The sequence below is a fragment of the Amycolatopsis sp. NPDC051071 genome, from assembly GCF_040682875.1.
In the GTDB taxonomy this organism is placed as follows: domain Bacteria; phylum Actinomycetota; class Actinomycetes; order Mycobacteriales; family Pseudonocardiaceae; genus Amycolatopsis.
Genome location: NZ_JBFBBY010000041.1, coordinates 16,565 through 42,179 on the forward strand (window position 1 = coordinate 16,565; position 25,615 = coordinate 42,179).

The 25,615-nt window shown below is 63.8% G+C and carries 14 protein-coding genes and 1 pseudogene; 5 read left to right on the forward strand and 10 right to left on the reverse strand.

Features of this window, described 5'->3' with window-relative positions; all coding sequences use genetic code 11:
• The first annotated feature begins 16 nt into the window (after positions 1-16).
• A complete protein-coding gene (locus tag AB0M65_RS16065) occupies positions 17-1,156 on the forward strand; it encodes an epoxide hydrolase family protein (protein ID WP_364027686.1) in 1,140 nt (379 codons plus the stop codon).
• A gap of 17 nt (positions 1,157-1,173) precedes the next feature.
• Here the strand turns inward: AB0M65_RS16065 and AB0M65_RS16070 are convergent, their stop codons facing one another.
• A complete protein-coding gene (locus AB0M65_RS16070) occupies positions 1,174-1,977 on the reverse strand; it encodes a zinc-binding dehydrogenase (protein WP_364027689.1) in 804 nt (267 codons plus the stop codon).
• Positions 1,978-2,573: 596 nt separating this feature from the next.
• Between AB0M65_RS16070 and AB0M65_RS16075 the strand changes: the two genes are divergently transcribed.
• Positions 2,574-2,774 (forward strand): cold-shock protein, encoded by a 201-nt coding sequence (locus AB0M65_RS16075; RefSeq protein ID WP_364027692.1) that lies wholly within the window; start codon positions 2,574-2,576, stop codon positions 2,772-2,774.
• Between the two features lie 294 nt (positions 2,775-3,068).
• Here AB0M65_RS16075 and AB0M65_RS16080 read toward each other — a convergent pair whose 3' ends face one another.
• Complete coding sequence (locus tag AB0M65_RS16080) at positions 3,069-3,902, reverse strand: helix-turn-helix transcriptional regulator (protein ID WP_364027770.1); 834 nt, start codon at positions 3,900-3,902, stop codon at positions 3,069-3,071.
• Between the two features lie 116 nt (positions 3,903-4,018).
• Here AB0M65_RS16080 and AB0M65_RS16085 point away from each other — a divergent pair, with 116 nt between their 5' ends.
• Positions 4,019-5,080: an aldo/keto reductase gene (locus tag AB0M65_RS16085; protein ID WP_364027695.1), complete on the forward strand. Its 1,062-nt coding sequence runs from the start codon at positions 4,019-4,021 to the stop codon at positions 5,078-5,080.
• 702 nt (positions 5,081-5,782) lie between these two features.
• On the opposite strand, the gene dcd is transcribed toward AB0M65_RS16085, so the two are convergent.
• From dcd to AB0M65_RS16110, 5 genes are all read right to left on the reverse strand, one after another.
• Positions 5,783-6,358: a dCTP deaminase gene (dcd, locus tag AB0M65_RS16090; RefSeq protein ID WP_364027698.1), complete on the reverse strand. Its 576-nt coding sequence runs from the start codon at positions 6,356-6,358 to the stop codon at positions 5,783-5,785.
• Between the two features lie 475 nt (positions 6,359-6,833).
• Positions 6,834-7,670: a phosphoadenosine phosphosulfate reductase family protein gene (locus AB0M65_RS16095; protein WP_364027701.1), complete on the reverse strand. Its 837-nt coding sequence runs from the start codon at positions 7,668-7,670 to the stop codon at positions 6,834-6,836.
• Positions 7,667-11,236 (reverse strand): ATP-binding protein, encoded by a 3,570-nt coding sequence (locus AB0M65_RS16100; protein WP_364027704.1) that lies wholly within the window; start codon positions 11,234-11,236, stop codon positions 7,667-7,669. The genes AB0M65_RS16095 and AB0M65_RS16100 overlap by 4 nt, the downstream gene beginning before the upstream one ends.
• Positions 11,233-12,318 (reverse strand): DUF4007 family protein, encoded by a 1,086-nt coding sequence (locus AB0M65_RS16105; protein ID WP_364027707.1) that lies wholly within the window; start codon positions 12,316-12,318, stop codon positions 11,233-11,235. Before AB0M65_RS16105 ends, AB0M65_RS16100 begins: the two co-directional genes overlap by 4 nt.
• 61 nt (positions 12,319-12,379) lie before the next feature.
• Complete coding sequence (locus tag AB0M65_RS16110) at positions 12,380-13,564, reverse strand: cysteine desulfurase family protein (protein ID WP_364027710.1); 1,185 nt, start codon at positions 13,562-13,564, stop codon at positions 12,380-12,382.
• 1,433 nt (positions 13,565-14,997) lie between these two features.
• Between AB0M65_RS16110 and AB0M65_RS16115 the strand changes: the two genes are divergently transcribed.
• Positions 14,998-16,569, forward strand: coding sequence for a DEAD/DEAH box helicase (locus tag AB0M65_RS16115; protein ID WP_364027713.1), 1,572 nt, complete (start codon positions 14,998-15,000; stop codon positions 16,567-16,569).
• Positions 16,563-18,560 carry an ATP-binding protein gene (locus tag AB0M65_RS16120; protein WP_364027716.1) on the forward strand — a complete coding sequence of 666 codons (1,998 nt, stop codon included), beginning with the start codon at positions 16,563-16,565 and terminating at the stop codon, positions 18,558-18,560. The genes AB0M65_RS16115 and AB0M65_RS16120 overlap by 7 nt, the downstream gene beginning before the upstream one ends.
• A 1,143-nt stretch (positions 18,561-19,703) precedes the next feature.
• On the opposite strand, the gene AB0M65_RS16125 is transcribed toward AB0M65_RS16120, so the two are convergent.
• The 3 genes and pseudogenes from AB0M65_RS16125 to AB0M65_RS16135 form a co-directional block, all read right to left on the reverse strand.
• Positions 19,704-20,051: a hypothetical protein gene (locus AB0M65_RS16125; protein WP_364027719.1), complete on the reverse strand. Its 348-nt coding sequence runs from the start codon at positions 20,049-20,051 to the stop codon at positions 19,704-19,706.
• 1,937 nt (positions 20,052-21,988) lie between these two features.
• Positions 21,989-22,282, reverse strand: a pseudogene (locus tag AB0M65_RS16130) (LuxR C-terminal-related transcriptional regulator); the annotation flags it as partial.
• A gap of 486 nt (positions 22,283-22,768) precedes the next feature.
• On the reverse strand, positions 22,769-24,784 hold the full coding sequence (locus tag AB0M65_RS16135) for a DNA sulfur modification protein DndB (RefSeq protein ID WP_364027722.1): 2,016 nt from the start codon (positions 24,782-24,784) through the stop codon (positions 22,769-22,771).
• Positions 24,785-25,615 lie beyond the last annotated feature (831 nt).

The window sequence follows — 25,615 nt, forward strand, 5'->3', positions numbered from 1 at the left end:
CCGCAGGATCACCACCATGCCGAACAACACCGAGATCCGGCCCTTCCGGATCGAGATTCCCGAATCCGACCTCGTGGACCTCCGCGACCGGCTGGTCAGGACCAGATGGACCGACCGGGCACCGGACACCGGATACGGGGTCGATCTCGACGACGTGCGCCGGCTGGTCGAGTACTGGCGATCGGGCTTCGACTGGCGGGCGCAGGAAGCACGGATCAACCAGTACCCGCAGTTCACCACCACCATCGACGGGCAGAACATCCACTTCCTGCACGTACGGTCCGCGGAGCCGTCGGCGCTGCCGCTGATCCTCACCCACGGCTGGCCGGGATCCATCGTGGAATTCCTCGACCTGGTCGGCCCGCTGACCGATCCCGTCGCGTTCGGAGGCAATCCGGAAGACGCGTTCCATCTGGTGATCCCGTCCCTGCCGGGGTTCGGCTTTTCCGGGCGGGCCACCGACACCGGCTGGGGCAGCGCGCGCACCGCCGCGGCATGGGCGGAGCTGATGTCCCGCCTGGGTTACGAACGCTATGGCGCGCACGGCAACGACGCCGGTTCCATGATTTCCCCGCGACTGGCGGCACACGCGGGCGAGCGCGTCGTCGGCGTGCACGTCACGCAGCTGTTCTCGTTCCCCTCCGGTGATCCGTCGGAGTTCGCCGGTATGTCCGAACAGGACCTTGCCCAGATGGAGCAGCTGCAGTGGTTCATGGCGGCGAAGTTCTCGTTCAACCAGCTCCAGTCGCAGCAGCCGCAGACGCTCGCGCACGCGCTGGCCGACACGCCGGCCGGACTGCTCGGCTGGAACATGCAGCTGATGGACGACGAAGCCATGGGAGGACGGCGGCTCGACGATGACTTCGTGCTGACCAACACCGCGATCTACTGGCTCACCAACACCGCGGGCTCCGCGATCCGCTTCTACCACGAGGACGCCAAGGCCGACGACACACCAGCCGAGCCGAGCACCTTCCCCCTCGGCCTTGCCGGTTTCGCGGGTGACTTCAGCGGCGTCCGGCGCTTCGCGGACCGCGACCACAAGAACATCACCCAGTGGCATATCCACGACGCCCCCGGTGGCCACTACGCCGCCCACCTGGAACCGGAGCTGATGGCCTCGGATATCCGGGGCTTCTTCCGCACCCTGCGCTGACCGGTCCGGGCCGCGGGTCACACCGTTTCGACTTCGAGCACCAGCTTGCCGGTCGTGGTACCGGATTCGATCCGGCGGTGTGCTTCCGCGGCCTGGTCCAGCGGGAGGGAATCGACGTTTACCCGCAGCTTTCCGCTCGCGGCCGCCGCGACCGCGCGGCGCAGGGCACTGTGCACGTCGGCGGGATAACCCGCGGCGAAGGCGGCCAGATTGAACCCGGAGACCGTCTTGTTGGTGAACCACAGTTCGTTCGCCGGGATACCGACGTCCTCGGCGCCCGAGGCGTTGCCCATCACGACCAGACGCCCCATGGGAGCCAGCCGGTCGAGGCTCGCGCGGCGAGCCGGTCCGCCGACCATGTCCACCACGACGTCGAACCGGCCGGCGTCGGCGAGCCGGTCACGCAGGATGACTTCGTCGTAGCCGAAGCCCTTCGCTGTCTCGATCTTGGCCTCGCTGCCGACCGTGCCGACGACGCGGCCGGCACCGAGGAGCCGGGCGACCTGGCCGAGCTGGCTGCCCACCCCGCCCGCCGCGGCGTGCACGAGCACGCTCTCGCCCGGTTCGATCCTGGCCACCCTGTCGAGTACGAGGAACGCTGTCGTGCTGTTGGACGGGAGCGCCGCGGCGACCGGCAGGCCCACCGTCAGTCCCTCGACCCCGTCGCCGAGGGAACGGATCCGGCCGGAGACCTCGATGCCGGGCACGAACGGCAGTGGCACGTCCACCACGCCTTGCCGGTAAAGGACCTCCGCGAAGTTGGCGCCCGCGTACGCCACATCGATGGCGACCTGTCCCGGACCGGGCCGGGGAACCCGCACGTCGTCGAGACGCAGGACGCGTGGCGGCGGTCACGAGGAACGGACGCGTCGGTGCTGGCCATGACCTCACGATAGGCGGCCCGTGGTCGTGAGTGATTTGGGTCGTTAGAGCGAACCCGCTCTTGAGCACTTACACGTCACCTGCGGCGTTGCTCGCGTGAAGTACAGGAAGGCCCCCTTCCTTGCGCCTAGGTACAGGAAGGGGGCCTTCCTGTACTGGGCAAGGTGTGAAGGTCGAGTTTCCTCGGCTGAGCCGAGGGAAGGGGTCCTTCACGCGCCGCCGTGGTGACTGGTGGTGCTCAAGGAGTCCTAAACACCCTTCGTTAGAACGACCCAGAACACTCACGACAACCTTGCCCGGGAGAGTGGCGTGCGATACATCGCCGCGTCGTGGGGAACGAATCAGCCGCAGTCCGGGTTGTACGGGGTGGTCGTAGAGTTTTGTGTTCGTGTGTTCATCACGCTCGCGGAAACGATGTTGCGAGCGCTTCTTTCTTTCCTTGCAGGACAAGCTGGAGAAGTCGCGATCTGACACCCGGCCATGGGGCCGCACGGTGCGGCACCCCTATCGAGTCCCCAGTGAGGAAATCAGAGATATGACACAGGGCATTGTGAAATGGTTCAACTCGGAGAAGGGCTTCGGCTTCCTCTCCCAGGAAGACGGCCCCGACGTTTTCGTGCACTACTCGGAGATCGACGGCCACGGCTTCCGCAGCCTGGACGAGAACCAGCGCGTCGAGTTCGAGGTCTCCCAGGGCGCCAAAGGCCTGCAGGCCACCGGCGTTCGCGCCGTCTGAGGGCTGACAAAGCCCAAATCGTGCTTCGAGCAGCGAAGACGCTGACGAAGACACCAAGATCCCGGTGCCCTTCAACCGTATCCCGGTTGGGGGGCATCGGCCTGTCCGGACAGATGTACACCTGTGGGTTCAGATCCCTGCCGCGGCGGAAATCCGATCACTGAGGTCGCCGTGCTCGTCGGTCGCCGGATCAGCTCCGGCAACACAGTCTGTGTATCGGCCTCGCCCTGGACAGGGATTCCAAGAAATACCGGAACGGCGGTTCGACTCAGTGTGCGAACAGACGGTTCGGCATCACCGTTGGCGTAACCGGTCCAGTGCCGACTGGCTCTCCTCGTCCGCGGCGCGGTAGATCACCAGCAGCTGGTCCGTATCTTGAAGTGGCGTAAGCGTTTCGAAATCCACCGCGATCGTGCCGACGTCAGGATGCCGCAGCACCTTGCGTCCGCGGCCCTTGACCTTGACGTCCCGCTCGGCCCACCAGTGCGCGAATTCCTCGTCGCCCGTAGTGAATTCGGCGATGAGGTCGGTCAACGCCTGATCCTCCGGATGCGCGGCCCACGCGGCACGCAGGTGGGCGACGGCCTCCCGCACAACGCGTTCGCGATCGACGTAAAACTCACGCATTCCCGGATGCATCAGGCACAGCCACATCGAATTGCGCCGCGGCGGTGGCAGGGTGTCGAAATCCAGGAGCAGCCTCGCCACTTCGCCGTTCCAGGCCAGGATGTCGTAGCGGTGGTTCAGCAGCATGGCGGGCAGCGGCGACAGGTCGGCGACCAGCCGTGCCAGTGGCGCCGCCGCGGTGGTGGCGAGCTTGCCGGCGGTGCGGGGGCGCTGCTGGGCCAGGTCGAACAGGTAGGCGCGTTCGTCAGGGGCCAGGCGCAAAGCGCCCGCCAGCGCCTCCACTACGTCCGCCGAGGGCCGCAGCCCACGGGCCTGTTCCAACCGCACGATGTAGTCGATGCTGACGCCTGCCAGTTCGGCGACCTCTTCGCGGCGCAAGCCCGGCGTGCGCCGGGACTGCCGACGCGACGGCAGGCCGAAATCGTGCGGGTTCAGGCGTTCGCGCCGGGTCCGCAGGAACGCGGCGAGTTCCTGCGGCGTGTCCACGGTGCGGGTCATGATCTTCGATTCTACAGCAGGGTAGGACTGCCGTTCCCAGGAAGTTCTTTCCCTTATCCCCGGCTCGCGGTGATCGCAGTCTTGCTCTCGACAACCGATCACAAGCACAGGAGGCCACGATGTCGCTCACCCTCGACACGTACCGGCTGCTGGGCCGCTCCGGGCTGCGGGTCTCACCGCTGGCGCTGGGCGCGGCGACCTTCGGCACCGAGTGGGGCTGGGGCGCCGAGCAGGACGACGCGCGCAAGCTGTTCGACCTCTACGTCGAGCGCGGCGGCAACTTCATCGACACCGCGAACACCTACACCAATGGCAGCTCCGAGCGCCTGCTGGGCGAATTCACCCGCGAAAACCGCGAGAGCCTGGTGCTGGCAACGAAATACTCGACGCTGAGCCGGCCGGGCGATCCGAATTCCGGGGGCAGTCACCGCAAGACCTTGTTCGCGTCGGTGGAAACCAGTCTGCGACGGCTGAACACGGACTACCTCGATCTGCTCTACCTGCACGTGTGGGATTTCACGACGTCGGTCGACGAGGTCCTGCGCGGCCTGGACGACCTGGTCCGCCAGGGCAAGATCCTGTACGTGGCGATGTCCAACGTCCCGGCCTGGCAGGTGTCGCGTATGCAGGCGATCGCCGACCTGCGCGGCTGGTCGCCGCTGGTCGCGCTGCAGGTCGAATACAACCTGATCCAGCGCACCGCGGAACGGGACCTGATCCCCATGGCACGCGAGCTGGGGCTGGGTGTGATCCCGTATTCACCGCTGGCAGGCGGGGTGCTCGCCGGCAAGTACAGCCGTGACGACCTGACCGCGGCGAAGGTCGGCGCCGACGGCACCCGCAAGGGCTTCAACATCGCCAACGGCGACGTCACCGAACGCAACCTCGCGATCGCGGACATCCTGAAGGAGGTCGCCACGGAGATGGGCCGCCCACCCGGCCAGGTCGGACTGGCCTGGACCCTGCGGAACCCGGGCGTGACGGCACCGATCATCGGCGCGCGCACCCCCGCGCAGCTGGAGGACAATCTGGGCGCACTGGAGGTCGACTTCACCGCCGCCCAGCTGGCCCGCCTCGACCAGGCCAGCACGATCGAACTCGGCTACCCACACGACCTGCTCGCCAGCGACAGGGGCCGCGCGTTCAACAGCGGCGACCTGTCGATCGAGACCCGCGGCTGATACCCAACCGAGCGCCGACATGCCGGTACGACCGACCTCGACGTTCTCGGTGTCGAGAACTCCGGCGAGCTGCGTGGCATCATCGGTTGGGTTCTGGTCTTCCGTGACCCCGACGGACTGGCGGTTCGCGAGTTCGATGAGGCCCATGCTGACGTCGATTCGCGGTGGCTGCGGCTCTCCGCCGACGGCATTTCACCGAAAGATCGACATCCCAGCTGGCAGGCGAGGATGTCTAGAAAGTGGGCCGCCTGGGGCTCGAACCCAGAACCTACGGATTAAAAGCCAGCGGGTTCGACTGCGGTGATCTCGAAAGCTGTGGCGGCTTACAAGGGTTCTTACCTGCTGTTTCTCTGAGTTTAGGATCTTATTTGCTTGAACGAACAGTCGATCTGGGCTCCGTTATGTCTCCGTTCGTCCTACTGTGCTCAACGGGCTACGGATACCGGCATGACCTGCGGTGGTGCCTCGTTCACGATCTCGGTCCGTGTCGGCGTTACCTCTCGCAGGATGTGTGTCAACGGTCAGATGGACCTCCCTGCGCCAACAGGCACTGCTGTGCAGCCCCCTGGGCTGCGGGTGGAGGAGCGACCTCGGATTAGTGGTGACAAGGGCGACGTGCACAGCGGCACGCGCGGCCACGAGGACCAAGCACAGCGTCGCCATCCCTTCGCCGAGGATCGTCAAAATCGCTCGCGCGGTCGGTCACGGCATGACATCGCCGAACTCGGCCCAGTAGCGGCTCGCCGTCGGCTGGTTCGGCCCCGAGTACTGCACCGCCGACTTGTGGTAGGCCCGTGCGGGTTCTGCGGCGAGGCGGTGGAGTTGGAGGTGGCAGATCGGCATCCCGGCCCGGAGGATTAGCGGCCGGGGATGGTGGTTCACTAATTCCAGGGTGATCGCTGTCGGGGCGTCATATCCGAAGCCTGGGTTGATTGTGTCCGCGGTGACGTGCACGGTCAGTCCGAGCCTGCCCAGGTGCGACATGCCGGTGATCCGCCCCACGAACCATGGTGGCAGACCGATCTCCTCTGCCGTGGCGCCGAGGACGAAGTCCCCTGGCTCCAATCGAAGGGCCTGTGCTTCGAACGCGTCACCGAATGCACCGTTGACGTCCGCTTCGAGGAACGGATTGATGGGACCGCCTTCCCTTGAGGCGCGCATGAATCTGTTACCGAGTCGCAGCAGATAGCTCGCGGGGCGTGATCGTGCGAAGTTGAAGGGGCGGATCACAACCTCTCCTGCGTGCACGGCGACGTCGATTTCGCGGTCGGTCAGCACTGCACCTCCAGCCATCCGGCGCGCAATGCACGCGGGTTGTCAATGGGGTCGGAGTCCGGGCGGATCCGGTCTGCGAGGCGGGCCGCCCCACCGCCGAGGTGCTGGTCGAGCCGCACGCCCATCGACTCCTTCAAACGACGGTACGACAGTTCGTGGCGCAGCGGGTCGGCGTCCTCTTATGACTTGACGTCCACGGCGAGGTCGACCACCTGCCGTCAAGGCCGGGTAGGCCGCAGACGACTTACTGGTGGCAGCGGCATTGGTCGCCACCGGAATTGACGTTCAACACGTCCCGCTACGTGGCCTCGGGCATCTTGTACGCCAGCCCTTTCCAGCAAGCGGAGCGGGTGGGGTCTTTCTACTCAGGAAGGACGAAATGGGCACACGTCTTATCCTGCCGCCGAAAGACCCGTCCCCTTGCCTCCGACCTTTCAGCCGTCCCCAACATCCACGACCCGTAACAGACGGCTTACTGTCACAGGTGACAGACGGAGCACCCAGCGTCGTCGTTGTCTTCGTCGTGCGCATCGGACAGCACCTCGAGGAGAGGGCGGTTCGGTTTAGTCCTGCGCGCGGCCCGCTCCATCGCGGCCTGGTGCCGCTGTTCGATTTCCTCCCGGCGCTCGAGCAGCTCAGGCAGCGATTCGCCTTGGGACCAGGTGTAGGCACGACCTTGCATCGCGGTGGCCTGGTAGCGAACCTTGTCCTCGTACTCCATCGCCTTCTTGAAGAGGTCCGGGTGCCTGTCGGCGAGTCCGACCCATTCGTGTTTGCGCTGGAAGAAGCAGAAGTAGCATCCTGAGCGGGTGCGCCATTCGTAGTAGGCAGGCAATCCGATGCCAGCCTCGTCAAGAATGCGGTTGACGCCCTCGCGGTCGATGCCATCTTCGCGGAACGGGAATACCGCAGTGATGTTGGGCTTGGTGCTGACGTAGCCGAGCCGGTTCTCGTCGGCGCGGATGGCTACGTACGAGATGGCTTCGTCATCGCCGAGCCATTCCTCCAGCGGCTTGATCTTCAGGTTCTTGGTGCACCAGCGCATGTTAGGGCTGGGTAAGGTGCCTTGATAGACCTCTAGCCAATGGTCGAAGTCGCGAGAAGCGTTCAGCCGAGCGATCGGCTTGCCGAGCACTCCTTCAAGCCGACTGAGGAACTCGTAAGTTTCCGGCAGTTCCGCCCCGGTGTCGCAGAAAAAGTACTCCATCTCGGGCATCCGGTCGCGTAGATAGATGGCGAGTGCGGAGGAGTCCTTTCCACCGGAGATGCCGAGGACGTGGCGGACCGTGCGGTCCTCACACGCTGTGTCAGTCATGAGGCTCCCATCAGATCAAGTGGCGCAGTGTCGGTGTCGGCGGTCAGCAACTGCTCGGTGAGGGCAGCAAGGAGGATGCGCCCCCCATCAGGACCGAGCTCAGCGCGCGCCCTCTTTAGAACCTCGCGGGCCAGGGTTGCTGCGTCAGCTCGCGCAGTCGCCGATGTTCGAACAAGTGTACGAGTTTCGGTGCCCTCAGGGGTAGTGACTGTGACTAGTTGCGCTTGATACCCCTCGCCCCCGCCGCCGTCCTCCTGGTTCTCGTAGAAGTGACTGACGCGGTCGAGGGCGAGGGCGAGCTGTTTGGCGCGACGACCGAATGCTTCAGCGTCGGTGTCTGTCCAGTCGTTAAGCGGTACCCCGTTGATGCGCACAACGAGCGGGTCGATCCAGTCCTCGTCCGTGAGCGTCTCGTTGACTGCGATGGTCACCAGGCCGCGCAGTTGGGACTCCAGCGTGGCGTTACCGAACCCGCGGGCGCGGTCACGCAGTTCACGGCGCAGCTCTTTGAGCGTTGCAGGGAGACGGAACGCCTCGGCGATCGCAGCGACTACGTTGTCACGGAGGACAGCACTGGCTGAGGAGATCTCGTCGAGAGCACGGGCGAGCTTGCGGACATAGGCTTGCGCTGATTTCTCGTCGCGGCGCGCGCCCGCGGCTACTTGGGCCTGGCCAAGAGCTTGTGGCAGCGCGCTGAACACGAGGTCCACCGGGTCGCCGGAGGTGGTCAGCACGGTGCGGACCGCTTGAGCATCGGCACTGATGCGCTGGGTGCGGCGTGCGTACGGCGACAGCACCCGAACCTTGTCCAACAGTGCCTGGGTGACGGTGAGTACCCGGGGGTTCCGCACGGTTCGGGCGGGCCGGGCATCGTCGGTACCGAGGGTCTCGGACAACAGGTCCAGAATGAGCTTGCGCTGGCCTCTACTGGTGGGCGCTGCTTTTACCGTGAACCGGAAGGGCGCCTTCAGCAGGCGTTCCATCGCGTCGGCGGTCAGCCGTGTCCGATAGTTGCCTTCCTCGAACAGAGCCACGTCCTCCGAGCGCAGCAGCAAAGCGGCCACAAGGAGAATGGGAACGATACCGGCCTTGGCCCCGTAGGGGGCGGCCATCAGCAGTTTGGAGATCTCGTCCAGCGAGGTTTGCTTGCTCGCGTTGGTGAACGCGTCGCTGAGCGCCTCCCAGGCTGGGTAGACCGGTTTGTCCTTCCCAGGTTCGACGTAGCCGAACGGAACTAGTCCTCCGCTGTGATCGCCATGGCTGTGATCAGTGAGGGCGTGCAGTCCCATGTACTCCACCACGCCGCCGTACATCGCCCGCTCCGGGCCGAATCCCTCGATGCCGAGGTACCGCTCGTATGGGTGCTCGATCATGGCGGTGAGCAGCTCGCGGCGTGCCTTGGCCGCTTGGCTGGTCAAGGTGTGTCGGCCGATCATCTCGTTACGCACATGCGGGGTCTGCGGGTATGCGATTTCGCAGGCGGCCGAGACGATTCCGGACAGGCTGCGAGCCTGCAAGGGCTCCTCGTCGTCAGCCGACGTGCGGCCATCGGCCTGAGTGAGTAGCCAGCGTGTGTCGGCTTGGACGGGGGAGAACGCCTCGGCGAGGACGGTCGCGAGTTCGGCGGCGGCCTGGCTGATCCGCTCGCCGACTTCCCTGCGGGCGACCGCGTCGAGTGTGTCGTCCTCGCGCAGTGTCTCCAAGCAGAAGAGCAAGCGGCCGGCGTCGAGGACTGCTGGGGCTTGCTTGGTGACTCCGGCCACGACCGGCAGCGACGTCCGCACGGTGGGCAGGTCGTCCTCGCCGCCGAGGTGGAACAGCATCAAGCCGTCAGCTGCCCCGCCGAGCTCGGGCCCCTCAATGCGTCCCGTGGTGGGCTCGCTGACGTTGGTGACGAAGTGCCGCAGCATGCCGGTGCGCTGGCTGTGGCGGCCAGCCACGATCGCTTCAGGCAGGTGCCGCCTGAGTACGCCGACGACGGCGTGGTCGTCGCACCGCTCCCAGATCTCGTCGATGCGTGCCTGCAGGTCCACGTCAGTGCCCTGCCATACCCGGTACTCATCGCTGAACTCCCGGTAGACCAGGAAACCGCGCTCCTGCAGGTCTTTCAGGGTCGCATGTAACGCCTCGGCAGACTCCTGGCCGTCCTGGCAGGTGGGGTCGGTCAACGCGAACAGCACCATGTGGGCGCTGGCCCGCAGGGCCCCCGAGGAGTCGACCAGGTTGAGTAGCCCGACGGTCTTGAGGATGCGCAGCTCGGTCTCCGACAGCCCGTGCGCCTCGCTGATCCTGCTGTCGATCTCGATCCAGCGGCTGGCGTTGGCGGAGACCAAGATCGTTGTGCGGCCCGAGGCCAGAAAGTAGTCGTAAAGCTGTGGCAGCTGGATCGTCGACGCGCGGGCGCCTTTGGCGCGAGAGTGAGTGGCGAGGAAGCGGGCAACGCTGTTGGGTTCGTCGCCGCCCAGGAAGCCGCTGACACTTCGGTCGTGCTGTCCGACCTGAGATGCCAGCAGCGGCGCCGCCACAGCGGTGAGCGGGTGCAGGGGATACAGGTCGGCGAACAAGGTCTCGTCGGGTGCGACGACGCCGTCGAGGCCGTGTTCCGACCAGGCCTGGGCCGACGCTGTGTGGTGCTCGGCGAGCAGCTTCCGGCCTGCCGCGGTGACGGCACTGTGGTCCAGGCTGCGTCGCAAGAGCTGGAGGGCATCGCCGATGTGGGTGGTGAAGGTGATGTCCTCGAACCGGCCCTGGACTTTGGCCCACTCGCGTTTCTGCAGTGTCGCCGATCGGGAGGCGTAGTCGAGGAACGACAGGTGCTGGAGGGTGACCAGATAGAGCGGCAAGCCTTTCTTGCCCGCGCCTTTCTCGGCGAGCTCTTGCAGCAAAAACAGGTCGTCGGCGCTCTGGTCGTCGTCAGAGGCAGCCAGGTATTCGAGCGTCTTGCCGAACTCGTCGATGATCAGTAGGACAGGGCTGTGGGCACACAACGCCGCTGCAGCGGCCAATAGCTCGGCTGGCCCGCTGCTTGGTTTCGTCAGTGCCCTAATGGCAACGGTGACGTCCTTGGGTGCTTTCCCGTCGGGCCAGTGCCGGTCTGTCGCCTGCCGCAGGGCATGCCGGAGGGTGGTGGTCAGCGGCTCGCGACGGGCAGTGGCCACGGCGATCAGGAACCCTTCAGGGGCGGCCTGCTCGCGGGCCGCCCCTAGGCGCTCCGCCAGATCGGGGTTGTACTCGGCGACGGTCTCGTCCGCGTGGCGTCGCCGGGAGTTGTCGGCGGACAGCAGGGCAGTCATCAGGAGGGCAAGTGTCGACTTTCCCGAACCGTAAGGGCCGGTCAGCGACCACGCGCGGGTGCGAGCGGAATCTTCCAGCGCGCCGGCGAGCCGGTCGAGAGCGTCCTGGATCCGGGCGCCGATATACAGCGGCGGCAGCAGATCGTCACCGTGAACATCGCGCTCGAGATTGGTCGACCGCAGCTTGGACCCGACCACAGCAATCCCGGCGGGCACGCCCGGCATCCGGGCTGCCTTGCCACTAACCCTGGTCTTCACCGCTGCGGCGCTCACACTGCCTCCTCGAGCATCGCGATCGCAGCTGCAGCGGCCCGCTTCGCTGGTTTGGTGGCCAGCTGTGGGTACTTGTCCAGCCACTCTTCGCGGGTCGGGCATCCGCGGTCGCGGACCCGCCCGTAGTGCTCGTCGAGGACATCCCACGCGAGCTCCTTGGGGTTGCGGTGGAACACCAGCGCGCGCTGGCCCACCGCTTCGCTGATAGCGAGCTCAGGATGCTGGTCGCACACCGTCTCCAGGCTTTGCGCCAGCTCGGGTTCGCGGATACGGAAGGCGCGCCCTGGGCCGCCAGGCTCGTTGGCCAGCCGTGCTATCGCGATCGAGCCCGCGCCGGAGTCCATCTGTGCGGCGTAGTCCAGGCAGGCATAAGCGACCACGGCGGGAGGCAGGGAGGTTCGTGCGGTGCTGGTGAACCGCCATGTCCTCGGGGCTTTGTGGCCGGGGTCTACCGATTCGAGCAACCCGAGTTCCCTGAACGGGCAGTCCAGTACGTCCTCGAAGCTACCGGCGGTCTCGACTTGCTTCTTCGATGCCGCGGAGCCCTTGCGGGGTGCGTACATCTTGGTCATGCAGTCGACGTCTTTCTCGACCGAGGCGCGTACCGCGCCGTCCCAGCCGGCCAGGCGTACGTGCCGCTCGATGAGTTCGGTCAGCTCCGGCTCGGTGAACCTTGCGGACGGGAGCAGGTGGAAGGCGGTCCACCAGGCTGGGGTGGCGCTGGTCGGCGACAGCAGCCACCAGTGCAGCAGCCACAAGCTCGCCGGGTCCTCTAAGTAGGGGTCGGCGCCGTTCTCGTCGAGCAGCCACCTTGCCTCCCAGGTTGGGGCGGCTGCGAAGGCGCGCGAGTTACCGCTTTTGGGGTACTCGACCGTCAGCTTGAACGCCGCCGACCAGTAGCGGATCGCGTTGACCATGTTCTTGCCGACCCCGAGGGTGACAGTGGCGTCGTCGCGCAGGAACACGTCGTTGTTCTCCGACACCTGCAAGTAGGCTTTGTGCAACCAGCCGAAGCGGGGGGCGAAGGTCTCGTGCCGAGCGAAGGCTGGCCGGGCTGCTAGCGCCAGGGGTGTTGTTGCCATCGTTGAAATGCCTCTATCAGTCAAGACGTCGTTGCGGGAGGTGGTGGTCGCAGCTCGGGGGTCAGGCGGGCACGCGTTTGCTCGCATTGCCAAGCGCGGCCCGGACCCGGAGTACAGCGTCGGGCACCGCCTGGATCGCGTGGTCGATATCGGCGTCGGTGGTGGCGTGACCGAGAGAGAATCGAATAGTCGACTCGGCGTCCAGCCGGCTCATGCCCATGGCCAGCAGCACGTGGCTTGGGCCCAGCGCTCCGGAATGGCAGGCGCTACCGTCCGAGGCAGCCACGGTAGGCATGGCCGCGAGGACCGCGTCGGCCGGGGCGCCGGGGAAGGTGATGCTGGTGACGCCTGGAAGTCGGTGCTCCGGTGAGCCATTGCGCCAGCTTCCCGGCACCGAGTCGAGCAGGCTTCGCTCCAGCTTGTCACGCAACGCCTGTACTCGCGGCGCCTCCACGTTGAGCCCGGTGTCGGCCGCCAGGGCGGCAGCACCCATGCCTACGATGCCCGCCACATTGGTGGTACCTGCCCGCCAGCCCTTCTCGTGGCCGCCACCGTGCAGCAGTGGGCGGGTGGCAAGTCGCAGAGACCTCCGGACGAACAGTGCGCCGACTCCTTGCGGGCCGCCGAACTTGTGTGCCGACAGCGACAAGAGGTCAACGTCCAACTCGGCGAGGTCCACCGGAAGCTTGCCCACCAGCTGTGTGGCGTCCGTGTGCACGACGGCCCCGGCGGCGTGGGCAAGCTCGATCACGCGCGGCAAGTCAGACAGAACCCCAGTCTCATTGTTGGCTGCCATCACCGACACAACATCGACACCGCCCTCGCAGAGGGCATCGGACAACGCCGCCAGGTCGACCGCCCCAACTAACGTTACGGGAACCAACGTCAAGGCCTCGGAAGCGTGGGCGCGGGCGGCTTCCAAAACTGCCGGGTGCTCGGTAGCACCGACGACGATCCGGCCTCCGCGCGAGGCGGCGTATAGGGCAAGGTTGTTGGCCTCAGTGGCGCCTGCGGTAAACACCAGCTCCCCCGGTGAGCAGCCAAGAAGACCGGCAACCCTCCGGCGAGCAATGTCCACGTGACTGGCAGCGGCTCGCCCATAAGCGTGCTGGCTTGAGGCGTTGCCGACCGTGTTCAGCGCGTCAACCATGGCGACCGTCGCCTCGGAACGCAGCGGCGCGGTGGCGTTGTAGTCGAGGTACACGACACTGCCAACACTGTCACTGACAGTGAGACCTGTCTCCACGATGCCTCCCTTCGCTGTCTGAGGCAAACCTTACCGCGTTACTCCTGGAGGCGTCTAAGCGCCGCGCCGTCGTGTCATCCAGGAGTAGGCAGACCCCTATACGGCCCACAGTGGGCCACAGGGAACGGAAGGCCCGGGACGCGCCGGCAGGATGTCGATGCAGGCGAGGGTGGAGCATGTCAGACGCAGCAGTCGTACAGCGTGACTACCAGCGAGTAACGTCTCGCGTCGTTGCGTTCAGGCGTGCGCTTGCCCCGAGGTGTGCGAGAATTTGCCGGTTGAGACTTCCAACCTGCAGGCACAGGCCACCTGACTCGAATTGTCGTTGAATCGGGCCTAGGAAGGTCGTGCGTGTAACAAGGAGCAGCCGTTGTAACGGTGATGCGAGGCGGTTGTCGCATGTTGGCTGTAAATCGTTTTGCCGGAACTTGACAAGCTTCCGGCGGACTCGCGATCGATGGAAGGTTGAGTCAAGCTCCAGGACAGCGTGAGCCGTTTTCCGCGCCGCGAGCGTAATGGTTAACCTGAGACGTGACCGGTGAATCCTTAACGGTCGATTGCCACTAGCCGTCATTAGGTGTCGTTCCGGGGCGGTCCACAACATACTCCAGCATGAGGCGTCCGCCGAGCCCACCGCGCTCCGCGCGTTTTCGGTCTGCAAGTGCGAACAGATCGTTCCAGGTGAGCTCGAGAGTAGACAGGAGTGCGGCAATAACCTCTGCAAGATCTGCAAGCTCGGCGGCGAGCCTATCGTGAGGTGCTTCGCGGGCTTCGATCACTTCCTCGACGAGCGTGCCCCTGAGTGCAGCACGGTAGTCCGCCTCTCCAAGGACTCGGGTGATTGACCATCGGCCATCCGCCCCAATGATCCGCGGGACGAGATCACGGACCAGTTTATTGTGTTCTTGTCTAGCAGACCCGGTCCAATGATCAAGCGGGCAGCCACGGCAAGCCCGACGATCGTGCGAGTCACATACAAGACAGTCACATAACGTCACTTCTCGTTGTCATGCTGCTACTTGAGGGCGGGAGGGTGCGTTCGTTTGGCCACATGGACCGTGCTACGAGCACGAGCAGGGATGCTAGGCCAATCGGTTGTATCTCGGCGCCTCTTGTTGCGCCGAGTCCGTCGGCAGGGACTTGATCGAGAGAGGCGGAGCCCCCCAAGTCAAGATGCAGCCGTCACGGCGAGCCTTTCGAGGCGATGAGAGGATGTCCGCTCTAATGGGTTACGTGGGTATCGATCTAGGAGTGAAGGAGGCGGGGGACGCCGTTGAGATGGGCTCCGGCGACGGAGTCGCCCAGCGGACGGTCCTCGACGGCGACGTGCACGGTCCGAACCATCCAGTTGGTCTGTCAACGCGCGTTCACCGTTGGCGCACTCGGATGACGACCGCAGTCGTAGATCACACGTCAAGCTACGGTCAGGACTGATGGAGCGGTTTACGGTCTTCGATCTCTTGAACGCCTCGACGCACACCCGCTCGCTTGTTGATGCTCGGGTGACTAGCGCTCTTGCCGGACTCGTTCGAGATGGCATCATTCGCAAGATGCCTGCGGAAGCGGTGCTTGCCCTCGCAAGTTTGGGTGATCCGATATCCGCGATCCGGCGTCTGGCTGCTGCGGGTGTGCTACCGGACGAACTGCCCGAAGCGCCGCGTCGCGACTTAGCGGCACGCCTATCATTGAGGAGTGCCGACCTGACTGCACGAGAAATGATCGCAAACGCAGGGCGCGTCGCGGTCTTTCTCGGATTGCCTGAGGCTCACAGCGACAAGGAGCCGCCTCTCCCTGCCAAAGCTGCTCCGACCTACGGACTGTTCCCGCATCAGCGGCGAGCTATTGCAGAAGCGCGATCGTTGCTGCGGAAAGGTCGAACTCGCCTGCTGTTGCATATGCCAACTGGGTCCGGGAAGACTCGCACTACCTTGAGCATGGTCTGCGACTTCCTCAGAGAGAACGAAGGGCGGTCGGTCCTTTGGTTTGCCTCCACCCGCGAGCTTCTTGATCAAGCTGCGCGTGAGTTTCATCGTGCGTGGATGGCCCTGGGTGATCGCGAAGTCCCGATCGTCGCAGCGTGGGGGGGTCGCGAGTGGCGTTATGACGACCTGACTGATGGTCTCGTCGTGGCGAGCCTGCAAACGATCTACGCACGTCGGGCTGAGCCGGGGTTCATCAGTGACCTCGGGCGCCGGGTGGGGCTTATCGTCTTTGACGAGGCTCATCAGGCGGTCGCCCCAACCTACCGTCGAGTCGTACAACAGTTGTCAGGCGCGGGACAGCCGATCACTCCCATCGTCGGCCTCAGCGCTACCCCAGGACGCACTTTTATCGGATCCTCAGCGGATGACGATCTTGCCGAATTCTTCGAGCACACAAAGATCGAACTCGATACGGGACAGGTCGACACCTTAGCAAGCCCAGTCGAGTACCTAATTCAGCAGGGCTACCTGGCTGCGCCGGAATTCCGTATTCTAGGCGAACTGCCAGACGACGACGCTGAACCGTCCATGGATAGTGACGACACTGCCGAGCTGGGCATGGACGAGGACGACTACCTCAACGAAGTCATCGCGGCGACGCTGGCCCTTATCAGGGAGTCGCATCGACGGATCATCGTCTTCGCAGCGTCAGTCGAACTCGCCCACCTGGCCGCATCGACCTTGCGGGCCGCAGGAGTGCTGGCCGATTCGGTCGACGGCACTACGGCGCCGGAGATTCGCGACACTGCAATCCGCATGTTCAAGAGCGCAGCACCCGTTCCTCGTGTGCTGGTCAACTTCGGGGTACTCACTACCGGGTTTGACGCGCCGCAGACGAGTGCGGTCGTCATTGCTCGCCCCACGCGTTCTCTGGTGCTGTACAGCCAAATGGTCGGCCGCGGCATCCGAGGCCCCAAGGCTGGGGGTAACAAGAACGCGGTCGTCGTCACCGTCGTCGACCCATCCGTTCCCGCGTTCGGCTCGATAGCTGCTGCGTTCACACATTGGGAGGACTTGTGGTAACACCAGCAAACGCACCGAAGGAAGCGCCGCTTCTTTCTGGCTCGCAGACGGTCAAGTCCATCCGCGACACCGGCTACAAGGGAACTGACTACGCCCTGGCGGAGCTGATCGACAACTCATTTCAATGGGGCGACGCCAACACCGTCCTGCTGGTCATCGTGCAACGCAAGGTACGCAGCCGGCAGCGTGCCTCGAACAGGGTCGATGAAATCTGGGTCATCGACGACGGCTGTGGGATGACCGATGAAGCGTTGAATCTCGCGCTGTCCTTCGGTGGCTCTGGCAAGTACGACGACCGTTCAGGTCTCGGTCGGTTTGGCATGGGACTGCCTCAAGCGAGCGTATCGCAGTGCAAGCGTACAGACGTTTGGACTTGGCAGAAATCGCAACCGGAGAATGCTTCACACACCTACCTTGATCTACGTGAGGTTGAGGCATCTACGAAGGGCTCCGCGCTCACTGTCCCTTGGCCGAGCGACCCATCAAGTCCTGAGTACGCGGAGATGCCAGACTGGGTCTTTGATGTGTTCAAGTCACATGCCATGCCCGACACGTCCACAGGCCAGCCCGTCTACAGCGGGACCGCGATCCGGTGGAGCGTCCTGGACAAATTGCGCTGGGTACGCGCTGACGCAATGTTTGCGCACACTGAATACCTCCTCGGTCGCGTCTACCGAAACTTCCTCACCTCGAGCGGTCGACAGCGCAGCATTAAGGTCGCGATCATGGAAGGGGAAACGCTCCTCGCGCCGAACAACTTCCAAGAGGTTCGACCCAATGATCCGCTTTACCTGCTGCCACCCGCTGAGACTACCCTCGAATACTGGGAAGCTGCCGAGGTGGCAGCAAATGGCAGTGAGACCATGAAACGGATTACTGACGAAGCGCCTTTCGTCGAATATCCCGGCTCCCGCCAATTCTCCATTCAGCGACCGGACGGTAACGGCACGGCCACAGTCCAGGCGCGCCTTTCGCTAGCGAAGCCCGAGGCGAGGCCTGGCCGCAACCCCGGCGCCGGCACCCATCAGGGACAGCACGCCCGCGACAATTCCGGCATCTCGGTCATGCGTGCCGACCGAGAGTTGGTCTTGGAGAAGACGCTGGCGCAGGAGGCGACAGACCGCTGGTGGGGCATTGAAGTCGCCTTCGACCCGTGTCTCGACGATGTCTTCGGAGTTACAAACAACAAGCAAGATGCGCCCAACTTCACTCAGGCTCTTCGTCTCGTGCGGGAGCACCGCATCACGAAAGAGGAGGCACTCGAAGAAGGACTATTCGACGAAGAACATCCTATTGCTGAGCTCTACGACATGGCTTTCCAGCTCGTGCAGCTTGCGACGAACATGAAAAGCGAAGGGAAGAACGAGCAGAGCGCAGCCGCCAAAGCTCGACGAACGCAGCCAAAGGTGACAGACGTTGCATCCAGCGTAAAGAAGACTCGTTCTAACGTAAGTCCGACGCCCGGCGAAACCGACTTTTCAAAGAGTAAGCCCGATCCCAAACAGGCGGCGGCTGCTATCGATCGGATGCTCGAAGAACAGGATGTGCCAGCGGAGGTTCGCGGCGCAGTCATTGCCAACTATCAACGCGGCGTTACTGTCCAGGTGATTGAGCGGCCAATTAAGCAGGTTCGGGCGTTCTTCTGGCCCGACGAGGCACTCAATCTTGAGATTCTGTGTCTGAACAACGCACATCCGGCTTACAAGAGCCTTATCGAGCCGCTCAGATTGTCAAGTGAGCAAATTCAAGAGATGACAGAAGACGAAGCCAAGAACCTGTTGGTGCAAAGTGCGGATGCTATGACCTGGCTCTTGTTGGCGTGGTCACGGCTTGAGAACGAACATCGGAACAGCCCGCAACTAATGCAACTCCAGGAGTTTCGTGATGGATGGGGGCGTCGTCTTGCAGAATACGTTGAGGACGAGGCATTCAAGGCAACCGCACCATTCGGCGGAGAAGACGAGGGTCAAGACGGGGAAGATGACGCGTGACCCAGGCGGGTTTTGATCCACAGCACTGCGGAGAGCGCCTCCTAGCGCTGGTACGTAGCGCCGAAGACCTCACGATCGTTGCGCCCTTCATTACCATTCCAGGCATCCAGCCGATCCTGTCTGCACTGCCGTCCGGGCGTACATTGGCGATCTTCACACGATGGCGACCCGACGAGGTAGCTACCGGAGTGAGCGATCCCCACGTATTGGATCTGATCAGCGAACGTGGTGGGACCTTATCGCTACATCCTGTCGTACATGCAAAGGCATACGTTGCCGGCATTCGTGCCCTCGTTGGCTCGGCAAACTTGACCACGAACGGCATGGGATGGTCGCGGCCAGGCGCCGTTGAGCTCCTTGTTGAAACGCCGGCAGAAGACTCCGCGCTTACATCGCTGCTCGCTGTGCTGCGTGCGACGTCCTCGTCCGCTACGCAAGCGGACCGGGATGCCGTCTTGGCTGCCGCAGTGATGTTGCCACGCGCGCCAGTCCGGACGCCCATTGAGGCAACGGACCATGCCGATTGGCTGCCTAGTTACCGGCCTCCGGAAGTCCTCTGGCGTGCATATGCGGGGCAGCGCGAGGACAGCGTGTTGGCTCTCGTTCGGCCCGACCTCGAGGCGTTAGGCGTACCAGCCGGGTTGACCTCGGAGAGCGCCTTCAATACCTACGTGGGCGCCATCCTGCGTCAAGGATTTGCCGGACGGGTTACACGAGAATGCAGCAACTTGACGACCATGAAAGCAGTCCAGCGGCTCGTTGAGATTTGCGACGATGCGGGCCGCCCTATCAACGATCCTGCTGATTCGTGGGAGACTATCGCTGCCTGGATTGCTCACTTTCTTCCCAGCTATCAAAGAATCTTGGGAGGCACTAGGCTAATCGGATAACGTCACATTAGTAGTCGCCTTGCGCTTCTTTGGTGGCGCCGTCGCACCAGGCCCAGTGCAGGTGATGGGCTTCTGGGTGTTGGCGGCCGTGGCCAGGAGGAACAGGTGGTTGATCTCCGCGACGGCAAGTGTGACGAGGCTCAGACCATCCGGCGGCTAGCCGTCTAGGGTTGTCGACAGGATCGGTTTCGGTGCGCGGGTCTTCGCTCGGCAACGGTTCGAGGGCTCAGCACACAAGCTACGGATGGCCACTTCATGAGGCTCGAATACTGCCACGCCGCAGGGCACGCGACAGCAGGATCTCGACATCGACGCAGGTAAGCACAGCTCCCCATCCGCCGTCATTTTCATCGATTAGTTCGAGGTCGTAAGTACGTCCGCACAGTCGACACTGCGCCTGGTAAGCAGCTCGAGGATCGGACACGGTGACGTGCTGCCGGGAGTGGCAAGGCATCGGCACGAACACCCGGCCGTCAGCAGCGACGCTGGTCCAGCGGCGAACCATCTGACCAGCTGTAAGCACAGCGAGCTCGAACTGATCATGAGGGCTGATGATGAACGTCTTCTCGCGAGCGCGAGCCCAAGCGGCTGTGATCAGCATGCGATTCCAGCGCAGCTACCAGCGACCAGACGACCAAAAGCGTCTCGCCAGCCTTCGAAGGCACGGCGCCCACACCCGAAAGCACATACCATGACGATGCGAACCCGAGGTCCCACAACGTTTTGAAGTGCGGCGGGTGAGTCTGCCAGGAAATTGATCTTATCTGCACCAAGCTTCTGCACCATGTAGAGGTACTCCATTCGCTTGATTCGAATTGACCGGTGGCGTAGTGGTCCACACAGGATAAGCATGGTCCCCGGCAAACAGTAAGGCATTATCGAGGCAATTTGTGGCCTTCGGTATTTGACCATTAATTTGAACGCTCGTCTGAGTATCGATACGCCCAGATAGGACCTGGCGCGACGTGGCATCAGTGGTCTTCGGTTCGATATCTCGCAGTCCTGCGCGCTTTGGAGAACGTACAGGAGAGCTCAGCCACCGGCTCCCGCCGCAGGCCTGGTCGTCAGCGACGTCTACGAGACCATCGGCCTGCACCATGAGCCAGGAGTACCGCTGCGGATGTGACACGGGCCAACGGACGTGACCACGCTAGCCAGGGTGCGGCAGGGAAAGAGATCTGCTTCGACCGCGTTCACATCACCGCGGCAGACGGGCCCACGTAGAGGAGTTCACCACCTCGCAGACGCTCGGCAGGGCTGCTGCTCTGCGGTTCTCGGAATGACAACAGCTGTAGATCCGCAGCCGCGAGGGCTGCAATCACCTCTTCGGGCAGCGTTCCGTGATCGACCTCGGCGGGGTGTCGAGAGATACCCAGATCCGGGTGTCGGCGCCCAGGGATACCCGCAGCGCGTCACCCTGACCGCCGGGCGGCAAGCCGACGGCTATGAGCGCCTCCAGTATCCGAGAGCGCAGCTCCGCTGCGTCCGCGCAGGTCAACGGCCCGTGCGGCCATAGCAGTGGCGTAGGCCAGCACTTTTGTGGCTTCGAGGGCAGTGGCGACGTGGATGGCGTACGGGCCGAAGGTGATCATGTCCGTGGCTGGGTCGTAGCCGAAACGCCAGTATTTGCTGGCCACCTCCCGGTGCGTCATGCCGGCAGCGACGTCCTCCTTCTGGGGACCGCAGCCGCGTTCCGCGGGCCCACTCGTCGAAGTGCACCAAGACGTTGCGCATCAGCAGGATGTCGGATACTGCCGCCTCAAATCGCGCTCGCGCTGCACTGAGTTCGTCGACCACAGCGTCCCATGCCCAGCACCTGCAACGCCGCTTGCTGCAGATCCTCGGCGCGCAGCACCTGGCACAGGGCAAACACGAGTTGGCGGGCGTCGATCTGCCGTGAACTAAACCCGAGAGATCGGTGATCGTCACTATCGTGGGTCCTGGCACCGTTGAGCAAGACACAACACAACCACCACTGCGCTTCCGAGACGGCAATCGCGTAGGGGTCCGCAGGAGCCCAAGGCACAGCGGTATCTGGCACGCAAGCATCCTGGCCCTCCGAGCCATAGTCCGCCACGCGGTTTCAAGCCTCATTCGACGGATTCCAGTGCCACGGGGTCTGCTGACCCACGGCCGTGCGAGAAACCCTGCGCATGGTCGTCTCCGGGCCGGCTGGCACCGATACCTTCACAGCTCCATCGCAACGCTCGTGCCCGCCGGCTCGTCGAGGTCATCGGGTGCGCGACGCGTCCGGTAGTTCGACAGCGACGGCAGCTTCGACAAGGCGGAGCGGGTTTGGTGTCGCGGTGCGGGCCCTCTTCGGACGCACGATCGGCGCGCAAGCCGCGCCAGGTAGTATGGCAGCTGGTAACCGTTGCCTGCGACCTGCCGGGCGCCGACCGGGCCAATTAATACCGGCTCGCCCAGCGCGTGGCCAGTGTCTACGCGGGTCGCGAAACCGCGAACGGCGTCACCGGCAAGAGCGAACTGCTGCCAGTGCTGACCTTCGGCGGGACCGCCCTGCTGACAAGCGACTGGTCAGGCTACGCCGTCCTCCCCTGGGGAGGCCCTCTCCTCGTCGAGGCCGTGCTCGATCGCGTACTGCGCCAGCTCGACACGGTTGTGCAGCTGCAGCTTCCGCAGCGTCGACTGCACATAGTTCTCCACCCTCCGGTGCGAAAGCACGAGCCGCTCGGTGATCTGCTGCGCGGTCAGCCCTTCGCCACCAGGCGCAGGACGTAAGTCTCGCGCTCGGTCAGCCGCGGCTCGGCGCCCCTCGGCCAGCGCGTCGCCCATCCGCCGGTATTCCCCGAGCACCAGCCCGGCCAGGCCCGTTCTGCTGACAACGTCGATCTCGCCTGATGGTCCCGGCTGCCGATCACCGTCAGGTCCACGTAGCAAGAGATCGCCGTCTCCTACCTCACCCGGCTTGCCGCGCTGCACGAGATGCCCGTCGAAGGACTCTGGCAGCAGGTCAGCCTGCCCAAGGACAAAGGCAATCCTACCCGGCGCTTGGACGGCAAGCTGCTCGCCACCGTCGCCAACCAGCCACGGGCACAGCCTCGACCATGCCATCGTCGAGCTGTTCGACCCACGCACCGACTGGCTGGCGTTACGGCACGAACCCCAGCCCGCCGTGCTGGCATGGGGTGATTTCCACTTCGTCGTGGCAGCACAACGGCTCACGCCATAGATGACAGGTAGGGCGCCAACCGTGATCACGCTGAACGGTGTATGGAAACTGACCGGCCTGGCTCGTGCCCGGCGGAAGAGCGGGTGCCAACTGCGATCACGTCGATCTGGGGCAGTGGGCGGAGTCTATGACTCGGCAGCGGGGGTGGGATCAGAAGCGGGTGCGAGTAGCTTGGCGAAGTGGGCCAGTCGCCGGGCACCGTGAATCTTGATCAACTCCTCCAGGGACTCCTTGGTCAGCACCTGGCCATCCACCTTGCTCAGACCGATCACGTACCGCCGCACACCTTTTCGGTAGGCCGAGGCGGCAGCGCGGAGCAACGGCGCGATGCCGTCCTGCCTGCGTGAGCCGAGCGCGAGCGCCTGAAGCCATCGGCGTGCACCAGTGACATGGATCTTTTCCGCCTCGGCCAGGGCGAGAGGATCAGCGGCGAGCAACGCCGTATCGCCGGATGAACTTGGCCGCAGCATCGCCCTGACGGCGTCGTCCGACTGTTCCGCGCCGCTGGACTCACCCACCGGCAGATCCAGGGTGGTGGCGAGCACCACCAACCCCATGATCGCGGTCTTCGACACTTGGGTGTAGTCGATGGTGCCGTCGGAATTCACCGCAGCACCCGTCCACAGCCCCTCATTGGTCAACGTTTGACGGGCGAGATCGTTGAAACGGACGATCCACGCCGCCAGCACGTCCTCACGGCTGCCGCTGTCCACATTCCACAGCGGCGCGAGGACAGTCCGGTTACTGTCAATCTCGCGCGCCGCTAGAACGAACCCGCGCTGGAAGACCACCTGGTATGCCAGGCGATAACGTCCCTTAACCTCCGCCGCGATCTGAGATGCCACCGGAGACGGATCATCTGCATACGTCGCCTTGTACGAGTTGCGGCCCTCGGAGCTCTGGCCTAGCCACAGTTCCCGCGTGCCCCCAAGCAGGCCCACCTCCCGGTACTTGCTCAGCAGCTCTTCGTACGGAAGCCCCGCGAGCAACACCGCCGTGATCACCTTGCCGACGCTGTCACGGAAACCTAGACCAGCGGCCTTGACTTCGGAGTTCAACAGAGCAAACGGGGCTTCCTCCAGCTCGTCTGTCTTCAGCCGACTATCGAGAGCGTCAAGGCTCCACCCCTGGACAGCCTCCAACTCAAGCCGTGCCGTGAGCTGGTCTACCCAGGCCTTCATCCCCTCGTAATCAGTGCTGGACGATGGCTGCCGACTGTCGACGACGTCATTGACCAGCTGATGCAACACCTGCAGCGTCGTGATGGAGAAGCCATCGTCGAATTTCGACCGGTTCGTCCGCACCCAATCCACCGCCGCCAGTGGGATCTGCGCCTGCCAGCTCGCCGTCGAAGGCAGTTCCTCGCTACGTAGTCCTGGGGTGATCAGCGCCCTCATACACACTGCGGTGACGCTGCGGTCGTCCAGCAGATACTCCCGCTCGGGCGTCACCTTCACGGCGTGCTTGTTCAGATCAGTAAAAATCGACCTGCTTGCGGTCGTGATCTCCGAGGGCCCACCCGTCGGCGGCTCGAACCCCGCTCGCGGATCCAGCACCAGGATGAGCACTGGGATGCTCGTAACATGCGGCTTAAGCGTCGTCGGCTGCTCATCGTGCACAGCGTTGAGGGCCATGAACCGATGCTGTCCGTCGATGATGATCGCCCGAACATGCTCAGGCTGCCAGCGCAGATAGCCGACGTCGGTACCTGTGAGTAGCCTCGCCACCACCGGACCGGCCTGGATCAGGTCGAAGCCGTCGGTGACCAGGTCCTGGGGCAATAGCACGTTCTCGCCGAACGCGTTCTTCGACCGCCCGTCCTTCTCCACCGGGACAAGCACGATCGTCAACGAGTTGAAGAACTTGATCCGCGCTGGTTGCTTCAGATACTCGGCAATCTCGGAGTTCGCGCGATCGGCGTCGACGTCGCGCTGCATCAACTCCTCGATGTTGATCGGGTCATCCGGATCGACGGCGAGCTCGCGAGCGAGATTCAGGTACTTCCGTGCCTCCTCCACCTTCATGGTGGTACAGAAGTATGGCACTTGCTCGCCGCCAATAGCATACTCACCGCGCACAAACTGAAAGTCGCTTGTCCAGGCGGGCGCGGCGGCCCCGCCGAACTTGCTCAGCGCGGTCATGTCAGTCCATTCTCTCGTTAAATAGCGGATGGCTGGTGCGGATAACCAGTGACTCGGCGAGCTGAATCACGTTGTTCAGCTCCACCTTGCTCGGTGGTACGTACTCCTCGGCCTCAGGATCGTCATCCTCCTCCATCAGAGGCGGGACGTCGTCAACGGAGCCGGTCAGATCGTCATTGTCGTCGTCCTCGTCGGGAGCAAGTCCGTCGATCGTTACCGGGCACAGCACGACGGCACAGTCATTCACGGACATCCCGTGCTCACGTAGCAGCCTCGAGAACTTGGATTTGTAGCCGAAGTGACTAGGAAGCCGATCGCGAAAGTTCAGTGCCTTGCCCACGTACAATGGCCTCTGGAACAGCGTCGCGCACATGAGCGACCACGACAGCTCAGCCGAGCCACCATCCAGAAGCGCGGTCAGTCGGGTCATCGTTGACGGAGAGAGGGAAGCAGACTCGTCGTACAGCTGAACCCGTCTGTAGTGGCCGAGCTTTCCGCTGTCGATCCGCTGCTCTCGAACTCGCCTGAACAGTGCGGAGATAGCTTCCACCATCGAATGGGCGCTCGTCTCGGCATGCGTCCAGTGATGACCCAGCTGCAGAGTCCAGATATAGATGCCCGCTGCGTTCGGCAACATGCTGCGCTTCTTCAGTTGAGTCGCGCTGTTGTATGTCAAGCCGTCGACAATCTGCACCTGGTACCGGTCGAAGATGATCTCCGTATCCTCCTGATCAGTCCAATGATGCTCGCTGAGACCCGAACAGCATTCCCGACAACCGTCGACCACCGCAACCGGGTCGCCTGGTACAGCGAACCTACCGCGACAACGAC